The following is a 17,082-nucleotide window of genomic DNA, read 5'->3' as shown; positions in this document are numbered from 1 at the left end:
ATCGCCCATAATAAAAAAAGAGCGTTTGTCATTCCAACGCTTCAGCGTTGGAAACTATTTCCTTTCGGCCATGCAGAAATCGAGATCTGTCGCTGAGCATACTTTCAAGACAACTATCTCGGCTCTTATGTCTTTAGTCTATTGTCTATTGTCTATTGTCTTTTGTCTATTATCTCCCCCTACACCCCCGACGCAATCTTCATTAACAGCGCCGTTAACCAGCCTGCATAGGTTCCGATTGCATAGCTAAATACAGATAAAATTACACCAACAGAAATTAACGATGGATGGAATGCCGCTGAAATAACGGATGCTGATGCTACTCCGCCCACATTTGACATACTTCCAACCGCATAATAAAAGAAAGGTACTTTAAAAATTTTCCCAACAATGAGTAGTAACAATGCATGGAAACTTAACCAGATAATTCCTACAATAAACAGCCCTGGATTTCCTAAAATAGCCATGATATTCATCTGCATACCGATGGTCGTAATCAAGACATACAAAAGGACCGTTCCAATTTTTGATGCACCGGCATATTCCAATTTCTGTGCAGGGGTAAAGGAGCAGCAAATCCCAAATATGGTAGCAAATAGGATTAGCCAAAAAAAGTTGTTTGTTAAGGAGAATTTCTCTGTCTCTGGATAATGTGTAGCCATAAAATTTGCAACAGGCTCTGCTAATAATGTAGCCAAACCTGTACCGCCAAATGCTAAGGCAATCATAAGCATATAATCCTTCGTTTCAGGATTACGGCTATTTAATTTTACCCTTTCATCCATTTTTGCCTTTAAATGCTCAACATCTTCTGAATCTGCATTAAAGAATTTATCGAATTTCTTGTATTTGCTGGCTCCATAAAGTAGGAATGCCATCCAGATATAGGCAACAAAAACGTCCACTGCAATGATTGATGAAAACAGATTTGGCGATGGCTGAAGGATTTCTTTTAAGGCTACCTGATTAGCACTTCCGCCAATCCAGGAACCTGCTAACGCACCTAAGCCTCTCCAAACCTCATCAGGTCCTGTACCTCCAACTACTTCAGGTGCTACTAAAGAGGTAAGATAAACCGCCAATGGCCCCCCTAGTAGGATACCAACTGTTCCTGTGATAAACATCAGACCCGCTCGTTTTCTTAATGCCCACATTTCCTTTAGATCTAAGCTTAATACAAATAGAATTAAACAGGCAGGCAAGAAATAACGACTACCAATGGTGGTCAGTGGCGAATTTTCGCCGTCGATAATATTAAAGGAATTCAATAATCCTGGTAAAAAATAGCATAGTAAAAGGGGAGGTATAATGTTGTAGAAACCTTTTACATACTTGTTTGAAAGGCTGGAGGTGTAAAAAACCAAACCTAAGATGGTCATTAATAGACCGAAGACCACCGTCGTATTTTCTATCAATGGTCCGGCTTCTGTATCGGTTATTTGCATAAAATTGTAATAATTGTTATTTTGCTGTGAAAATAGATAATTTTTCAATTATTTATTGAAATAACATAACATCAATCGTATTAAATCAATCTGAATCGTTCAAAAATAAACGAAATGGACCGAAGAAATTTTATTAAAAATGGTGGTATCATCCTTGGTGCTACTTCTTTAGACCTCTCAAATACAAACCTAGATTTCAAGAAAAAAATAAAAGTTGGATTAGTTGGTTGTGGGGGACGTGGAACTGGGGCGGCTTTTCAAGCTTTAACAGCCGATCCTGATGTTGAGATTGTGGCATTGGCAGATATATTTCCTGCACAATTGGAAACAGCATTGGCTTCTTTAAAAGAAGCTCATAAGGAACGTGTCAATGTTCCGGAAAAAAGAAAATACATAGGATTCGATGCCTACAAAAAGCTGATCGCTTCTGATGTAGATGTTGTTTTGTTGGCTTCCCCACCTTGCTTTAGACCTGACCATATTGCCGAAGCGGTAAGCAAAGGAAGACACATCTTCTGTGAGAAACCGATGGCGGTAGATGTTCCGGGGGTTCATAAGGTGCGTGAAGCTGTGAAATTGGCAAAAGAGAAAAAACTGAATGTCGTTTCTGGCTATTGCTTCCGCTACTCAACTCCAAATAGAGAATTGGCAAAATTAGTGCATGCTGGTGAAATTGGGGATATCTATGCCATCAGTACTTTTCGCCTTGGGGGTGAGCTTACTGAAAAACCTAGACAGGCAGATTGGAATGATCTGACCTACCAGCTATATAACTGGTACTATTACCAACGTTATTCGGGTGATATCATCGTTGAACAGACGGTTCACAGTATCGACTTTATGAACTGGATGTTGAACCGTGGCTTGCCGAAATCAGTTTCTGGTACTGGTGGTCGACAGAGCAAACCTTGGGATAAATACGGAAATGTTTTCGATCATTTTGCTGTTGAATTTGACTACGGTGATGGCCTGAAGGGTTTCCATTTCGGAAGGCAGCAGAACGGTACCCAGCCAAGAAACTCCGTTGAAGCAATTGGTACCAAAGGAAATATGAATATCAGCGTTTTATCTAGTTATGAAATCAAAGGGGCAAACCCTTGGAAATTTACTGGTAAAATGAATAATATGTACCAAACCCAACATGATGAGCTTTTTGCAGCAATAAAAAATAAGGAAATCATTAATGATGGTGATTTTATGGCTGATTCTACCTTATTGGCGATCTGGGCCCGTGAGGCAGCTTATACAGGAAAGATCATTAGTTTGGAGGAAATTGAAAATTCTACAAAAACATACGGACCTAGTTCCGATGAATATAGTTGGGAAATGGCAGTGGATTCTGCAAGAATTCCTAGACCTGGATTAGCTAATTCATAAAGGATATCAGCAGAAATGGCAGAAAAGATTAAGATTTTAGTGGTGGGTTGTGGTAATATGGGGGCTTCCCATGCTACGGCCTATCATCAAATAGATGAGTTTGAGATTGTAGGGTTAGTCTCTCGTGGACAAAGTAAAGCGAAACTCAATGAAAAATTAAATAGTAATTATCCATTGTTTGATGATTACTATCAGGCTTTGGAGGAAACAAAACCTGATGCGGTTTGTATTTCTACTTATCCAGATACTCATGAGGAATATGCCGTTAAGGCGTTTCAAGCAAATGCGCATGTATTTATTGAAAAGCCTTTAGCGGATACTGTCCTGGGTGCTCAGCGGGTTATCGATGCAGCAGTGGCAGCTAATAAAAAATTAGTCGTCGGTTATATTTTGAGACATCATCCTTCATGGATTAAGTTCATTGAAGTGGCTCAAAAAATGGGGGCTCCTCTAGTCATGCGTATGAATTTAAATCAACAGAGTCACGGCTATATGTGGGATGTTCATCGCAGCTTGATGGAATCTCTAAGCCCGATCGTTGACTGTGGCGTGCATTACATTGATGTTATGTGCCAAATGACGAATGCGAAACCTTTAACTGTGTCGGCAATTGGCGCAAGGTTAACGGATGATATCCCTTCCGATAATTATAACTATGGGCAGCTACAGATTCGTTTCGATGATGGAAGTGTCGGATGGTATGAAGCTGGTTGGGGACCTATGATCAGCGATACGGCATTCTTTGTTAAAGATGTTATCGGCCCCAAAGGCTGTGTCTCGATTGTTGCAAAGGAGGCTGGGAAATCTGGCAATTCTGATTCTGTAGAATCACACACGAAAACCGAGTCCTTGAAAGTGCATTATGCTGATATTGATGAGCAGAATGAATTTATTAAAAAAGATGAATGGATTGATCTTACGGATGAACCTGATCATCAGGAATTATGTAATCGAGAACAGCGTTTCTTTTTAAAAGCTATTGAACAGGATCTGAATTTGGAAAAGTCCATGCAGGATGCTATCAATAGCCTTCAGATCGCAATTGCCTGTGATGAATCCGTTAAAACAGGGGCGGTAATAAAACTTTAATATGCGTAAATACTCTTTATTGATTGGGTTAATCTTTCTTAACCTGATTGTCTTTGCTCAATCCAAAAAACCAAATATTGTACTGATCCTTGCTGATGACTTGGGATATGGAGATTTAAGTGTCTATGGCCAAGAAAAATTCAGCACTCCAAATATTGATGCTTTAGCTGAAAAAGGAATCTTATTTACCGATTTTTATGCTGGAGCCCCAGTTTGTGCGCCTTCACGGTCTGCCTTAATGACCGGTCAGCACACTGGACATACCTATATTCGCGGGAACAAAGAAATCAACCCGGAAGGTCAAGAACCATTAGCCCAAAATATTGAAACCTTTGCGATGGCACTAAAAAATGCAGGCTATAAAACAGGAGCGTTTGGAAAATGGGGATTGGGTATGGTTGGCACTTCAGGTGATCCTTTGAAAAAAGGATTCGATGAGTTTTTTGGTTATAACTGCCAGCGGCAATCTCACCGCTATTATCCAACGCATTTATGGGATAATGAGGAAAGAATAGAATTGGATGCTAATGAAAACCTATCCAAAACTGAAATATACGCCCCGGATCTTATTCATAAAAAGTCATTGACATTTATCCATAATTATTGGGATGCTCCTCTTTTTCTGTTTATTCCTACTGTATTGCCACATGCGGAATTAATCGTTCCGGATGATGAAATCTTCAAGAAGTTTGATGGTAAATTTGAGGAAAAACCATTCAAAGGAAGCCCTTATGGACCAAATGCAGGTATAGGTTATACCTCGCAGGATAAGCCAAGAGCAACTTTTGCGGCAATGGTTACTCGTTTGGACGAACAGGTGGGTGAAGTTGTTTCTGCCTTGGAAGAGGAAGGTATGTTGGAGAATACCATTATCATCTTTACGAGTGACAATGGTTCTCACCGAGAAGGAGGGGCCGACCCTGACTTCTTTAAAAGCTCAGGACCTTTCCGTGGAAATAAACGCGATCTCTATGAAGGTGGCGTCCGTACCCCATTTCTTGTTCAGTGGCCAGCTAAGATAAAACCCAACAGCAAGTCAAATCATGTTGCAGCTTTTTGGGACATAGCACCCACTTTATTGGAAGTGGCTCAGGCAAAGCCCATCAAAAAAACCGACGGCATTAGTTTCTTACCTACCTTATTAGGAAAGAAAGGTCAAAAGGAACATGAATATTTGTATTGGGAATTCCATGAGCAAGGAGGGAAGCAAGGAATCCGCATGGGCGATTACAAAGCCATCCGGTTGAATGCTAAAAACGACCCCAATGCAGAAATTGCAATCTACCATCTGCCAACCGATATAGCTGAACAAAACAATATTGCCTCAAAACATCCAGAATTGGTTCAGAAAGCCAAGAAAATCATGGCAGAAGCCAGAATTGAAAGTGATATTTTTCCGTTCCAGGAAGCAGTAGGCAGTAGACATAAGACAGTAGACATAAGACAGTAGATTTTGCCAACTGGAATTTTAATCTTGTCAAATACAAAAAGACTTTAGCTCATCACTAAAGTCTTTTTTTTCCTACTAAAAACCAACTAGGCTCTTAATCTTATGTCTTTTGTCTAGTGTCTTAAACATATAACCACCATCCAGGCTCTTTTGTCTTATGTCTAATGTCTATTGTCTCCCTTACGGTATATTCAAATACTTATGGGTTTGCAAAGAAATTTCCCATTTAGGATTTTCTTTCACGTAATCGATGATTAATGGGGTCATTTCATCAGCTTTTGACCATTCAGGTTGCAGGTAAAGTTTGCAGTTTGCGCCAACAAATTTCGCATGTTCTTCCGCCCATTGGAAATCACTTTTGTTGAATACGATTACCTTCAATTCTCCGGCTGCGCTCAAGACATCCTCTCTTGGTCCCTTGAATTTCTTTGGAGATAAACATATCCAGTCCCAATAACCAGTCAGTGGATAGGCTCCTGATGTTTCCAGAAAAATTTTGATTCCAGCCTCTTTAAGCTTTTGAGTCAAATAAGTTAAATTGTATAGTAGGGGCTCTCCGCCTGTAATAACAACTGTTTTTGCTGGATGCTGCAATGCGTGTTCAACGATAACATCTGCTGATGTTAGTGGATGTAGTTCAGCATCCCAGCTTTCTTTTACGTCGCACCAATGGCAACCCACGTCGCAACCTCCTAAACGGATAAAGTAAGCTGCCTTCCCTGTATGATATCCTTCCCCCTGTATCGTGTAAAACTCTTCCATCAATGGAAGATAGGTGCCGTCCTCTGGAACTTGATTTGACATGTCTCTGAATTTGAGATGCAAAATTAGAAAAAAAACAAGAGATATGGAATTAATCGCAAAGCCTGACCTCAAGGTGACTTAAATCCCTGTTTACTGTCATTTTGCCCTGATTAGGCCCAGCTTTGGTTCTGCTCGGGTTTCAGTCGTGTTTTGCTCGTGTCTGGTCCGCACCTCATCCAGCCATAATCCGGCGCTCGTCCGCTCACAAGCGGACGAGCGCCGGATGACCTTTGGACATGCTGTGGATGAGACACGAGCAAAACACGAGCAAAACACAGCCAAAACAGGTGTAAAACTCTATCAAAAACCAGAGAATAAAAAAAAGGCCCATTGGGATTACTGAATTACAACAAAAAACCTAGTGAAATGACTGAAAATAAACTTTTTTGCTTGCCGCATCATTTTTAAAAGACATAAAATTTCCGTAATTTTGCATTGCATTAATTCAGGTGACCTTTATAATCCAATGTAATTGTACACATTGACGAAGGTTGCATTTTTATACAAACAATAAATCATAGTTGTAAATGATTAACATTACACTTCCTGACGGTTCAGTACGTCAGTATGAACAGGGCACTACTGCAATGCAGGTTGCTCAATCAATTTCCGAAGGATTAGCTAGAAATGTACTAGCTGCAGAAGTTAACGGTGAGGTTTGGGATGCTTCAAGACCTATCGAAGCAGATTCATCAGTTAAGTTATTGACTTGGAATGACGAAAAGGGAAAATCAACCTTTTGGCATTCATCCGCACACTTACTAGCAGAAGCTTTGGAAGCACTTTATCCAGGTGTCAAATTTGGAATCGGTCCATCCATTGAAACAGGGTTTTACTACGATGTTGATTTTGGAGATCGCGAATTCTCGTCTGATGATTTCAAGCAGATTGAGGATAAAATGCTGGAGTTAGCGAAGCAAAAAGAAGTTTTTGAACGTAAAGCAGTCTCAAAAGCGGATGCATTAGCTTATTTCGAAGATAAAGGTGATGAGTACAAGTTGGACTTGATCAAAGATCTTGAAGATGGGAAGATCACTTTTTATTCACAAGGTAACTTTACGGACCTGTGTCGTGGACCACATATTCCAAATACAGGTTTTATTAAAGCTATAAAATTAACCAACGTTGCTGGTGCATATTGGCGCGGGGATGAAACTCGTAAGCAATTGACTCGTATCTATGGGGTTACTTTTCCTAAGGCGTCTGAGTTGACTGAATATTTAAAATTCATCGAGGAAGCAAAGAAACGTGACCACCGCAAGTTGGGTAAGGAACTGGAACTTTTTGCATTTTCAGAGAAAGTAGGAATGGGCTTGCCGTTATGGTTGCCGAAAGGAACTGCTTTGAGACAGAAGTTGCAGGATTTTTTACAAAAAGCACAGATTAAGGCGGGTTATGAGCCGGTTATTACACCGCATATTGGCCATAAACAGCTTTATATAACTTCAGGACACTATGAGAAGTATGGTGCGGATTCTTTCCAGCCTATCAAAACTCCTGTTGATGGTGAGGAGTTCTTGTTAAAACCAATGAACTGTCCACACCATTGTGAAATCTACAAAACAAAACCTCGCTCGTACAAGGAGCTTCCGGTTCGTTTTGCAGAATTTGGAACCGTGTATCGTTATGAGCAGTCCGGTGAATTACATGGATTAACACGTGTAAGAGGGTTTACTCAAGATGATGCACACTTGTTCTGTCGTCCGGATCAAGTAAAAGAAGAATTCAAGAAAGTCATTGACCTCGTGCTCTATGTATTTGGAGCTTTAGGGTTTAATGAGTTTACAGCACAGATTTCGTTAAGAGATCCAGAAAACAAAACCAAGTACATTGGTTCTGATGAGAACTGGGCACTAGCGGAGGCGGCGATTATCGAATCTGCGGCAGAGAAGGGCTTACCAACAGTAGTTGAGTATGGCGAGGCTGCATTTTATGGTCCAAAATTGGACTTCATGGTGAAAGATGCTTTGGGTAGAAAATGGCAATTGGGAACGATTCAGGTAGATTATAACTTACCGGAGCGTTTTGAGCTTGAATACACAGGTAGTGATAACATGAAGCATCGTCCGGTGATGATCCACCGAGCGCCATTTGGATCGTTGGAAAGATTTGTTGCCGTATTGATCGAGCATTGCGGGGGGCAATTTCCGTTATGGCTTGCTCCTGAGCAGTTTATCATCCTGCCGGTGTCAGAAAAATATGAAGAATATGCTCAAAAACTTTTGGAATCGCTAAATAATTCCGATATTCGCGGTCTGATTGACTTACGTGACGAAAAAGTTGGGCGTAAGATCCGTGATGCTGAGGTGAAGAAAATGCCTTACATGTTGATTGTAGGGGAGAAAGAGATGGAAAACGGAACAATCTCTGTGCGTAAACACGGTGGAGTGGACTTAGGTTCGATTACACCAGAAGAATTTAAAGATTTATTAATAAAAGAAATCACTGTTTAATTAAAAAAACATTTGGCAAAAAGTAACAATTTCGGCCCTAGAGGCCCGATTAGAAAAAAAGAACCAGAACATCGTATCAATGAGAACATCCGTGTTCCAGAAGTACGTTTAGTTGGTGACAATGTAGAACAAGGGGTATTTCCAACGCGTCAGGCATTAGCGTTAGCTGATGAATTAGAGCTTGATTTAGTTGAAATTTCTCCCAATGCTACGCCTCCTGTTTGTAAAATTATTGATTACAGTAAATTTGTTTACGAACAAAAGAAAAAGCAAAAGGAAATCAAGGCAAATGCAAAGCAGACTGTTATAAAGGAAATCCGTTTTGGACCGAATACCAGTGAGCATGACTTCGAATTTAAATTGAAGCACGCGATGCGTTTCCTAGAGAGCGGCGAGAAAGTTCGTGCCTACGTACACTTCAAGGGTCGTGCGATCGTATTTAAAGAACAAGGAGAAATCTTGTTGTTACGTTTTGCACAGGCATTAGAGGATTATGGTAAGGTAGAATTATTGCCTAAGTTGGAAGGAAAGCGTATGTTCTTAACATTAGCGCCGAAAGCCAGCCCTAAAAAATAAAATGTATCTAACAGATTGATAATAATTATATAAGTATTATGCCAAAAGTAAAAACCAATTCCAGCGCGAAGAAACGTTTCAAATTGACTGGAACAGGTAAAATAGCAAGAAAAAATGCTTTCAAAAGCCACATCTTGACTAAGAAAACTACTAAACAAAAACGTAACTTAACTACTACTAGTTATGTTAATGACGCTGATATGGGCAACGTTAAACGTATGCTTGCTATCGGTAAATAAGTTTAGAAAACATTTAATAACACTATTTTTTTAACCGGGTATCGGGTTGTAAGATTACTGAAAAACGTAACGCCTATTACCAAATTAAATTTTAAAAATTATGCCACGTTCGGTTAACGCAGTTGCTTCTAGAAGAAGAAGAAAAAGAATCCTTAAATTAGCTAAAGGCTATTACGGATCTCGTAGCAAAGTATATACTATTGCTAAAAATACAGTAGAAAAAGGTTTACAGTACGCTTACCGCGACCGTAAAACCAAAAAACGCGAGTTTAGAGCCTTATGGATACAACGTATCAACGCTGGTGCTCGTCAACACGGAATTTCTTATTCTCAGTTGATCGGTAAATTAAACGCTAAAAACATCGGCTTAAACCGTAAGGTATTAGCTGACTTAGCTTTAAACAATCCAGATGCTTTCAAAGCAGTTGTAGACGCAGTAAAATAAGTTTAAACCGCATCAATTTTGTTAGGTATACAAAGCCATCCCGTTCGGGATGGCTTTTTTTATGCTGTAATGATTAGTTGAGTTTGATTTCAAATTCATCGAAATCTTCCGTTCGCCAAGCCAGGTCCTGCGTAGTGCTAGATAGGGCAAACCAAGGAGAAAAGGTTTTGACCTTGATGGTTTTTTGATCGGGTAGGAATTCTAAGATGCGGATCCAACCGTCCCCTCCGCTGCCATAAGTTCCGCCACCTAAGGCTTGCGCATTGAATGTCATTTGGCTGACGATTTTGCCTTGGGAATTTTTATCTGTTCTGAAACCGATGTGCTTTCTAATATCATTTGCTGCACCTATGTGTCCAGAAAATACCATTTCAATATTTTTTGATGGTTTCACTAGTTTTTCAAATACGGCCGTGCCATAGTTGGCATCCTGAAGGTCATATTTCGCGGTTTTGATATGTTCATTTTGATAATTGAGGTAGGCGTGGGTAAGTAATATAACGCTGTGGTCACGATATTTTTCCAGGTTGACCACTTGGTTGGCCCAAGCAAGAACGGTGTCCCTAGGGGCGAATTCTAGCGATAAGAAAAGAAATGGCTTGCCGTGAGGAGATACCCATTGGTATGAGGCATTCTCAAGGCTGGGATTGCCATAGATGTTCTCCGTAACTTCCCGCAATAATTTTTGATTTTCACTGTTTTTTTCCGGATAGAAGTAATTAGGAAAATGCGTTGTCTTAGGCTTATGGGTGTAGCTAAAAATATTGTAGTCGTGATTGCCTGTTGCGGTAATATATGGAATTTTCCCATCTAGCTTCGCAAAAGCTTTTGCCGAAGCTTCCCACTGTTGTTTTCCTGTTTGATCCATTTTCTTTGGGTCCGGATTGATTATATCATCATGTTCAACCAAATCGCCAGTGCACATGACCATTTCAATATTCATCCGGTCTTTATTTTCTATGATCCAATTCATCATCACATCTAAGATGGGTTGGTTTCTTTGGAACTTGACATAGTTTTGGATATCAGGCAGGAGGACCATGGTCCATGAGTTCGAATCTGTGAGGTTAGGTTGTTTGAATTTTAACTTTTCTTGTGCTAGGCAATTCGAAAATGTGGTTATTAGAAAAAGGCCTATTATAAGTTTCACTTTAAGAATTTTCATAGGGCGTGATTTTAAATTATTGTCCGTTAAAAACAAACGTGACCTGGGCGGGTCACGTTTGAGAAATTAAAGTATTTGTATGAATTGTAAGCGAATTAATAACCTGGGTTCTGTTTCAGGTTTTTATTGGCATCAAGCTCTTGTGCAGATATTGGCCAATATTCATCTTTATTTACTTTATAAACTACCTGTTGGCTACCGAAGGATTTGCTGGCAATGCTGTGGTTATACACAGGGTTTGCATTTTCGTCAATTCTAAGCAATACATTGGTATCCCAGGTATTGGCCAATCTGTTCAAATAGATATTTCCATTCATGACCTGGTTTGCGATTCCCCAACGACGAAGGTCGTACCAGCGCATGCCGTCGTTTGCCAGTTCTACTTTACGTTCATAACGTAATGCAGTACGCATCTGAACCTGATTCAAACCGGTTGGAAGATTTGGCATTTTAGCTCTTTGGCGGATTTGATTGATGGCATCATAAACAGACGCATCAATACTATTATCTTCGATTTTAGCTTCTGCATAAATCAGCAATAGTTCAGCATAACGTAATACACCCACATTAAGATCAGAGAACCCGGATACAGAAGTTGTAGCGAAATCTGCTAAATCGGTATGCTTACGCCATAGGTATCCGCTGAAAGAACGGTAGGCATTTGTTGCATCAGCATTGGTCTGTGAGCTTGGTTTTTCAGAAGTACCATTGATTACTGGCCAATAGTTGTTTACTTTAGAAAATGAGGCATTTGGTTCGAACTGGAATCCCATAAATCTTGAGTTAGGTCGAACGGTGTATAGGTCCAAGCGAGGGTCCCTGTTTTCAAAAGGTTTTGCAGGATTATAGGTACTGGATTCTGTGATATAATGACCATCCAAATCCTGGAAGGAATCAATAAAGTTTTGGGTTGGTCCCCAATAGCAGACTCCCTTTCCAAGTCTTGAAGCCAAATAATATCCTTGGTTGTGGACATTATCGGAAATGTTGCGGTTGTATTCTACTACCCAAATCCATTCCTTACTGCTTTCATAGCCTTTGTGTCCAAAGATGTTTGCCACCTCTGGTTCACCTTCTTTATGAGATTTATTGGCAATGTCAATGCTTTGGTCAAATTCTGTTAAGCTATGGATTCCATTAGATAAGCTGATGGCTTTTTTCGCGGCTTCTGCAGCAACTTTATATTGTTTTGCATATAATGCAACCCTAGCTTTTAATGTATAGGCAGCGATGCTCGAAGCTCTTGAGAACTTAACGCCTGCTTGCGATTGTGGTAAATGGTCTGCAATTGCTGTTAACTCATCAAGAATGAATTTTTCAACTTCTGTTTTTGGATCACGTGATGGAAGTTCATCCCCTAACTTTAAAGCATTTTTCAAAAGAGGAACATCTCCATAAAGTTCAATTAACTGGGAATAACAGTATGCACGGATAAACCTTAATTCACCGTCAATTTTATTGTAATCAGCTTCGGCCATTGTATTTTTGATTTCAGCTAATTTATCCAAAACATCATGTACCCTTCCGATTGTTTTATAATGGGCTGCCCAAGGTTTTGTTGCAAGCGGATTATCAGTTGTAATAGAGCTGGTGATTGGGGAGGTGTAATTATTGCCGGGTCTAGCATAGCCAATATCGGTAATGTTGTCCATGACATGCCAGATTGGAGTGCTAGAGGCATCCAATAAGGTAAGACCTTTGTAAGCGCCCAGTAATCCCATTTCAGCTTCTTTTTGATTGGAAGGGAATGTTTCCGATGAAGGTCCATCTAAGGGCATTCTGTCCAAGTCACATGATGACATGAGTGCAGCGCACAATAAGCTAATTCCTATAATTGATTTTGTCGTCTTGATCATTGTTTCTTAAAATTTAAAGTCTAAACCAAATGTGTACACCTTAACTTGAGGATAAAAGTTTCCCGAACCTAAGGTTACGCCATCTTGAGCTCCTGCATTGTAATTGATTTCAGGATCATAGCCTTCGTAGAAGTTTGTTTTTGTAAATAAATTCTGTCCGTTAGCATAGATGAAAATTCCGCCGATTTTGCTGTTAGCTAACCAAGTTTTTGGAATTTCATAACCTATCTGAACGTTTTTAAGCCTTAAGTATGAAGCACTTCTCATCCAGAAGTCTGAATTTTGGGTGTTGTTTGTAGAGGTTACTGAAACACGCGGCAAGGATGCGTCTTTATTATCTTCAGACCAGTAGTCTAACTGCCAAGGCTTGATTGCCGATGAGTTTACTGCCGGGATGACATAATGAGAATCCAGGTAGCCATTTGCTTTGGCAACTCCTTGTAGGAAGGCGCTGAAACGGACTCCTTTATACCCTAAATCCAGGTTAAATCCATAAGTGTAACGAGGAATTGTGCTGCCTAAAATCACTTTGTCAGCGTCTGTGATTTTTCCATCAGGAATAGCATTTCCGTTATCATCGAAAGCTCCAGCAACGTCCTTATATCGGATGTCACCAGGTTTGATCGTTCCGAATTGAGTTGGACCGTTGTCTATTTCTTCCTGACTTTGGTATAGTCCATCCGATTGGTATCCAAAAATAGAGTTGATTGCATAGCCTTCCTGTTGTCTCAATAAAGTACCTGAAACTTGGCCTTTCATATCAATGATCTTATTTCTGACATCGGAAATATTTGCGCCCACACCCAACTTAAAGTCTCCGAATTGGTTGTCATAACGAACAGAAGCCTCCCAGCCTTTGTTCTCAACCTTAGCAGCATTTTGGAAAGGCGCATTCTTACCATACAGTTCTGAAATATAAAGTTTCATCAAAATCCCATCGGTGTGTTTTTTGTACCAATCGAAAGTAAAGCTGAAGTGGTTGAACAAGGAAGCATCTAAACCAAATCCGGTCATTGTGGTTTCTTCCCACAATAATCCTGAGTTAGCCATGGTGTTTAAGGCAATCATTTGATCGACTGCGCCGCCGACTGAAATACTGCCAAGGTTCAAGGTCTCGATATAAGGGTAGTAGGTTGATCCAATGTTCTGGTTACCAAGGATACCCCAAGAACCACGAAGCTTCAATTGGTTGATCGATCCCTTAAGATCTTCCATAAAAGGTTCTTCTGAAATTCTCCATCCAGCAGAGAAAGATGGGAAAGCTGCCCAACGATTAGATTTTGCAAATCTTGAACTTCCATCATAACGTAGGTTTGCCTCTAAAAGATAGCGACCTTTGTAATCATAGTTGAAACGTCCGAATGTTGAAACCAATAACCATTGAAACTGGTTTCCGGCATTGTTTTTAGTTTCAGTGTCTGCTCCAGCATTTAATACCTCATAGGTGTCGTAGGTGAAATCACGACGGTATCCCATTAAATATTTCTCGTCATAAGTTTCTCTTGAGGCACCAAGCATCAAGCTAAAGTTATGATCGTTGAATGATTTTTGAGCAGTAGTTTGGAAAGAGTAGCTTCCGTTAAAGTAACGGTAAGCAGATTCGGTAAGTTCTGTTGAAGGCAATGCTGTGCCCGCTTCGCTACCATCTTCATAATAGGTCATGACAGCTTTTGCAAAATCATGGATATTGCGGGTGCGGTATCTTGGTGCAGCCATACCGGAAATGCTCAACCAGTCAGTAGGTTTATAGTTAATCGAAAGGTTACCGATTAATTCCAGGTTGTTAACTTTTCTGTTGCCCCCATCTTCGATAAAAGCAACCGGATTATTTTTTACCCATCCTTCTGACCATAATCCATCCGCTACGCGAATTGGAATGTTAGTAGGCATACGGCCAAGGTAGTTCCAGATTGTGCCTTCGTTTGCAATTTGAAGACGGTTGGTATTCACTGCAGATAAGTCAAATCGAATATTCAATTTATCATTCGGATTGATATCCATGTTATTTCTAAAGGTGTACCTTTGAAATCCTGTGTTTTTAATTAAACCATCCTGAGAAACATAGCCTACAGAAGGTGCCACACGAATTTTTCCGGCCCCAGCGTTTAGGGATAAAAAGTGGTTGTGGGTGAATCCTGATCCGCTAAGAATAGCTTTCTGCCAATCGAAATTATCAGGGTTTTCAGCATATAATTTGTTGAAGTCTTCAAAATCTTTATCGCTATAGATTACCGATCCATTGTCGTTCATATTTGCATCGTTGAAGACTTTCATAAAGGTAGCTCCATCCGTTACTTTAGGGATGAAGGTTGCATCCTGCCATCCCGTATAGCCTTTGTAGTTGATTCCAAATTGATCTTTACCACGTTTAGTAGTCACTAAGATAACGCCATTCGCAGCGCGGGAGCCATAAATAGCAGCAGAAGCAGCGTCCTTCAAGATCGAAATATTCTCGATTAGGTTAGCGTCAATATTGTCAAGAGATCCTGCTACCCCGTCGATGATCACTAAGGGTTCAGAATCAGAACCACCGAAGGAGTTTACACCACGAATACGGATCTGACCTTGATCAGCACCAGGAGCACCCGACTGGGAAGTTACAGTAACACCGGGAGCAAGCCCTTGCAGAGCAGAAGAGGTAGAGACTACAGGTCTTCTTTCAAGCTGTTCGCTATTGATTGTTGAAACCGCGCCAGTAAGGTTGACTTTCTTTTGAGTGCCATAACCAACGACTACGACTTCGTCAAGATTAGTTTGATCGGATTTTAGGATGATGTTGATTAAGCTTTGGTCAGTAATGCTGCGCTCAGCTGTGGCATAGCCCATGCTGGCAAATTCCAGCACATCTCCGACATTGGCCTCAATATTGAATTCTCCGGTTTGAGATGTTTGCGCCAATGCATTTAAGTGTCCTTTAATACGGATGGTTACTCCTTCAACAGGAATTCCATCTTCATTGGTCACTTTCCCCGTGATATTTTTTTGTTGAGCCCATAGCATACCGATCGGTAGTAAGCACAGCAAAAAAATGAGATGTAATTGTTTTTTCATTTAGATGTGTATTAAAAATAAATAGGTTCTTCAAATAGATGTTTCGAACTCAATTTTTACAACTTTTTATTTGTTTAAAATTGTTTCGAAAATAGATTTATAATGTTAAATAATTATTAAGTCAATGTTTTTGTTTTGTTAAAACAGGGCAAAAACTATGAAATAATAATAGATTTTATTCAAAAATAACAAAAGGTTATTTGCTTGTAAAGCGTTTCGAAAATAAAAAAAAGATTTTTAAACCAAAAATTTAAAAATCTTTTTTCTAAAAAAGTATTGAGGAAAGTGGATTATGCCACGATGATTTTGATGCCAAGGTCTTCAATAGACCTTACGATGTTAGAGGACACCTTGCTATCAGTAATAATGTAATCTACGTCGATAAGTTCGCAGATTTTGCCGAGGCCTCTTTTGCCAAATTTGCTGCTATCTACCAGGATAGCTATTTTTTGAGAGGTTTCTATCATTTTTTGGTTAAGGGTAGCTTCAGGAAGATTGCTGATTGAAATTCCGAATTCCAAGTCAATACCATCGGCACCGAGGAATAAAATGCCACAGCTGATCTCGTCCAAAATTCGCATTGCATACTGTCCTGCTACCGAAGATGAGTTGGTTCTGATTAATCCGCCAAGCTGTAAAACTTCAATATTAGGCTTCCCACTTAGCTCTAAACCCACTTTTAATGCAGGGGTGATAACGGTGAGCATATGAGCTGACTCGATGATTTTAGCTAATGTAAATACGGTGGTTCCAGATCCAATCATGATTGAATCATTGTCTCTGATGAGTTTAATGGCAGCCTGGGCGATGCGCTGTTTTTCTTCGCTGTTAATCGATTCCTTAACCAATATAGGTCGGTCAATAGCATAAGGGTTGCTGCTCGAAGCTCCCCCTTTAATCCTGAATAACAGGTTTTTATCTTCTAGTACTTTAAGGTCCTTTCGGATCGTTACGCTGGAAACCTTCATGGTTTCGCAGAGCCAGTCTATCGTAATTTTTCCTTTTTCCTTTAAGCTTTTTAGAATGAATTCGTGTCTGTCCGTAATATTCATCATAATTCATTTAAATAAGTTAATATAGAACAAATATAATGACCTTTTCTGTTCTTGCCTATTGTTTTTTTTTATTTAAA

Annotated in this window: 13 protein-coding genes; 7 read left to right on the top strand and 6 right to left on the bottom strand. The window is 39.9% G+C overall.

Annotation, left to right across the window (positions count from 1 at the left end; translation table 11 throughout):
* Positions 1–179: 179 nt before the first annotated feature.
* Positions 180–1,445 carry a DUF819 family protein gene (locus E0Y80_RS16130; RefSeq protein ID WP_156308704.1) on the bottom strand — a complete coding sequence of 422 codons (1,266 nt, stop codon included), beginning with the start codon at positions 1,443–1,445 and terminating at the stop codon, positions 180–182.
* Between the two features lie 114 nt (positions 1,446–1,559).
* On the opposite strand from E0Y80_RS16130, the gene E0Y80_RS16125 reads away from it, so the two are divergent.
* From E0Y80_RS16125 to E0Y80_RS16115, 3 genes are read left to right on the top strand one after another with little or no spacing between them, the layout of a single operon-like run.
* A complete protein-coding gene (locus E0Y80_RS16125; protein ID WP_156308703.1) occupies positions 1,560–2,822 on the top strand; it encodes a Gfo/Idh/MocA family protein in 1,263 nt (420 codons plus the stop codon).
* Between the two features lie 15 nt (positions 2,823–2,837).
* On the top strand, positions 2,838–3,911 hold the full coding sequence (locus tag E0Y80_RS16120; protein WP_156308702.1) for a Gfo/Idh/MocA family protein: 1,074 nt from the start codon (positions 2,838–2,840) through the stop codon (positions 3,909–3,911).
* A gap of 1 nt (position 3,912) precedes the next feature.
* Positions 3,913–5,361, top strand: coding sequence for an arylsulfatase (locus E0Y80_RS16115; RefSeq protein WP_156308701.1), 1,449 nt, complete (start codon positions 3,913–3,915; stop codon positions 5,359–5,361).
* A 180-nt stretch (positions 5,362–5,541) separates the two neighbouring features.
* Here E0Y80_RS16115 and E0Y80_RS16110 read toward each other — a convergent pair whose 3' ends face one another.
* A complete protein-coding gene (locus E0Y80_RS16110) occupies positions 5,542–6,165 on the bottom strand; it encodes a 7-carboxy-7-deazaguanine synthase QueE (protein ID WP_156308700.1) in 624 nt (207 codons plus the stop codon).
* 527 nt (positions 6,166–6,692) lie between these two features.
* Here E0Y80_RS16110 and thrS point away from each other — a divergent pair.
* The 4 genes from thrS to rplT all read left to right on the top strand — a co-directional run bounded on the left by thrS (position 6,693) and on the right by rplT (position 9,878).
* Positions 6,693–8,618 (top strand): threonine--tRNA ligase, encoded by a 1,926-nt coding sequence (thrS, locus tag E0Y80_RS16105; protein ID WP_156308699.1) that lies wholly within the window; start codon positions 6,693–6,695, stop codon positions 8,616–8,618.
* A gap of 12 nt (positions 8,619–8,630) precedes the next feature.
* Positions 8,631–9,194: a translation initiation factor IF-3 gene (infC, locus tag E0Y80_RS16100; protein ID WP_231596077.1), complete on the top strand. Its 564-nt coding sequence runs from the start codon at positions 8,631–8,633 to the stop codon at positions 9,192–9,194.
* 38 nt (positions 9,195–9,232) lie between these two features.
* On the top strand, positions 9,233–9,433 hold the full coding sequence (gene rpmI / locus E0Y80_RS16095) for a 50S ribosomal protein L35 (protein WP_094255093.1): 201 nt from the start codon (positions 9,233–9,235) through the stop codon (positions 9,431–9,433).
* A 100-nt stretch (positions 9,434–9,533) separates the two neighbouring features.
* On the top strand, positions 9,534–9,878 hold the full coding sequence (rplT, locus tag E0Y80_RS16090) for a 50S ribosomal protein L20 (protein WP_093098929.1): 345 nt from the start codon (positions 9,534–9,536) through the stop codon (positions 9,876–9,878).
* Positions 9,879–9,951: 73 nt separating this feature from the next.
* On the opposite strand, the gene E0Y80_RS16085 is transcribed toward rplT, so the two are convergent.
* From E0Y80_RS16085 to E0Y80_RS16070, 4 genes are all read right to left on the bottom strand, one after another.
* Positions 9,952–11,028 (bottom strand): metallophosphoesterase, encoded by a 1,077-nt coding sequence (locus E0Y80_RS16085; RefSeq protein ID WP_231596076.1) that lies wholly within the window; start codon positions 11,026–11,028, stop codon positions 9,952–9,954.
* 110 nt (positions 11,029–11,138) lie between these two features.
* Complete coding sequence (locus E0Y80_RS16080) at positions 11,139–12,899, bottom strand: RagB/SusD family nutrient uptake outer membrane protein (protein ID WP_156308697.1); 1,761 nt, start codon at positions 12,897–12,899, stop codon at positions 11,139–11,141.
* 6 nt (positions 12,900–12,905) lie between these two features.
* The gene (locus E0Y80_RS16075; RefSeq protein ID WP_156308696.1) at positions 12,906–15,950 is read right to left on the bottom strand and encodes a SusC/RagA family TonB-linked outer membrane protein; all 3,045 of its coding nucleotides are present in this window, start codon (positions 15,948–15,950) and stop codon (positions 12,906–12,908) included.
* A 290-nt stretch (positions 15,951–16,240) separates the two neighbouring features.
* Positions 16,241–17,005 carry a DeoR/GlpR family DNA-binding transcription regulator gene (locus tag E0Y80_RS16070; RefSeq protein WP_197091632.1) on the bottom strand — a complete coding sequence of 255 codons (765 nt, stop codon included), beginning with the start codon at positions 17,003–17,005 and terminating at the stop codon, positions 16,241–16,243.
* Positions 17,006–17,082: the final 77 nt, after the last annotated feature.

This window comes from Sphingobacterium endophyticum (genome assembly GCF_009733535.1).
Lineage (GTDB): Bacteria > Bacteroidota > Bacteroidia > Sphingobacteriales > Sphingobacteriaceae > Sphingobacterium > Sphingobacterium endophyticum.
The sequence above is the reverse complement of the archived record's forward strand: the minus strand, read 5'-3'. Positions and strand labels throughout refer to the sequence as shown.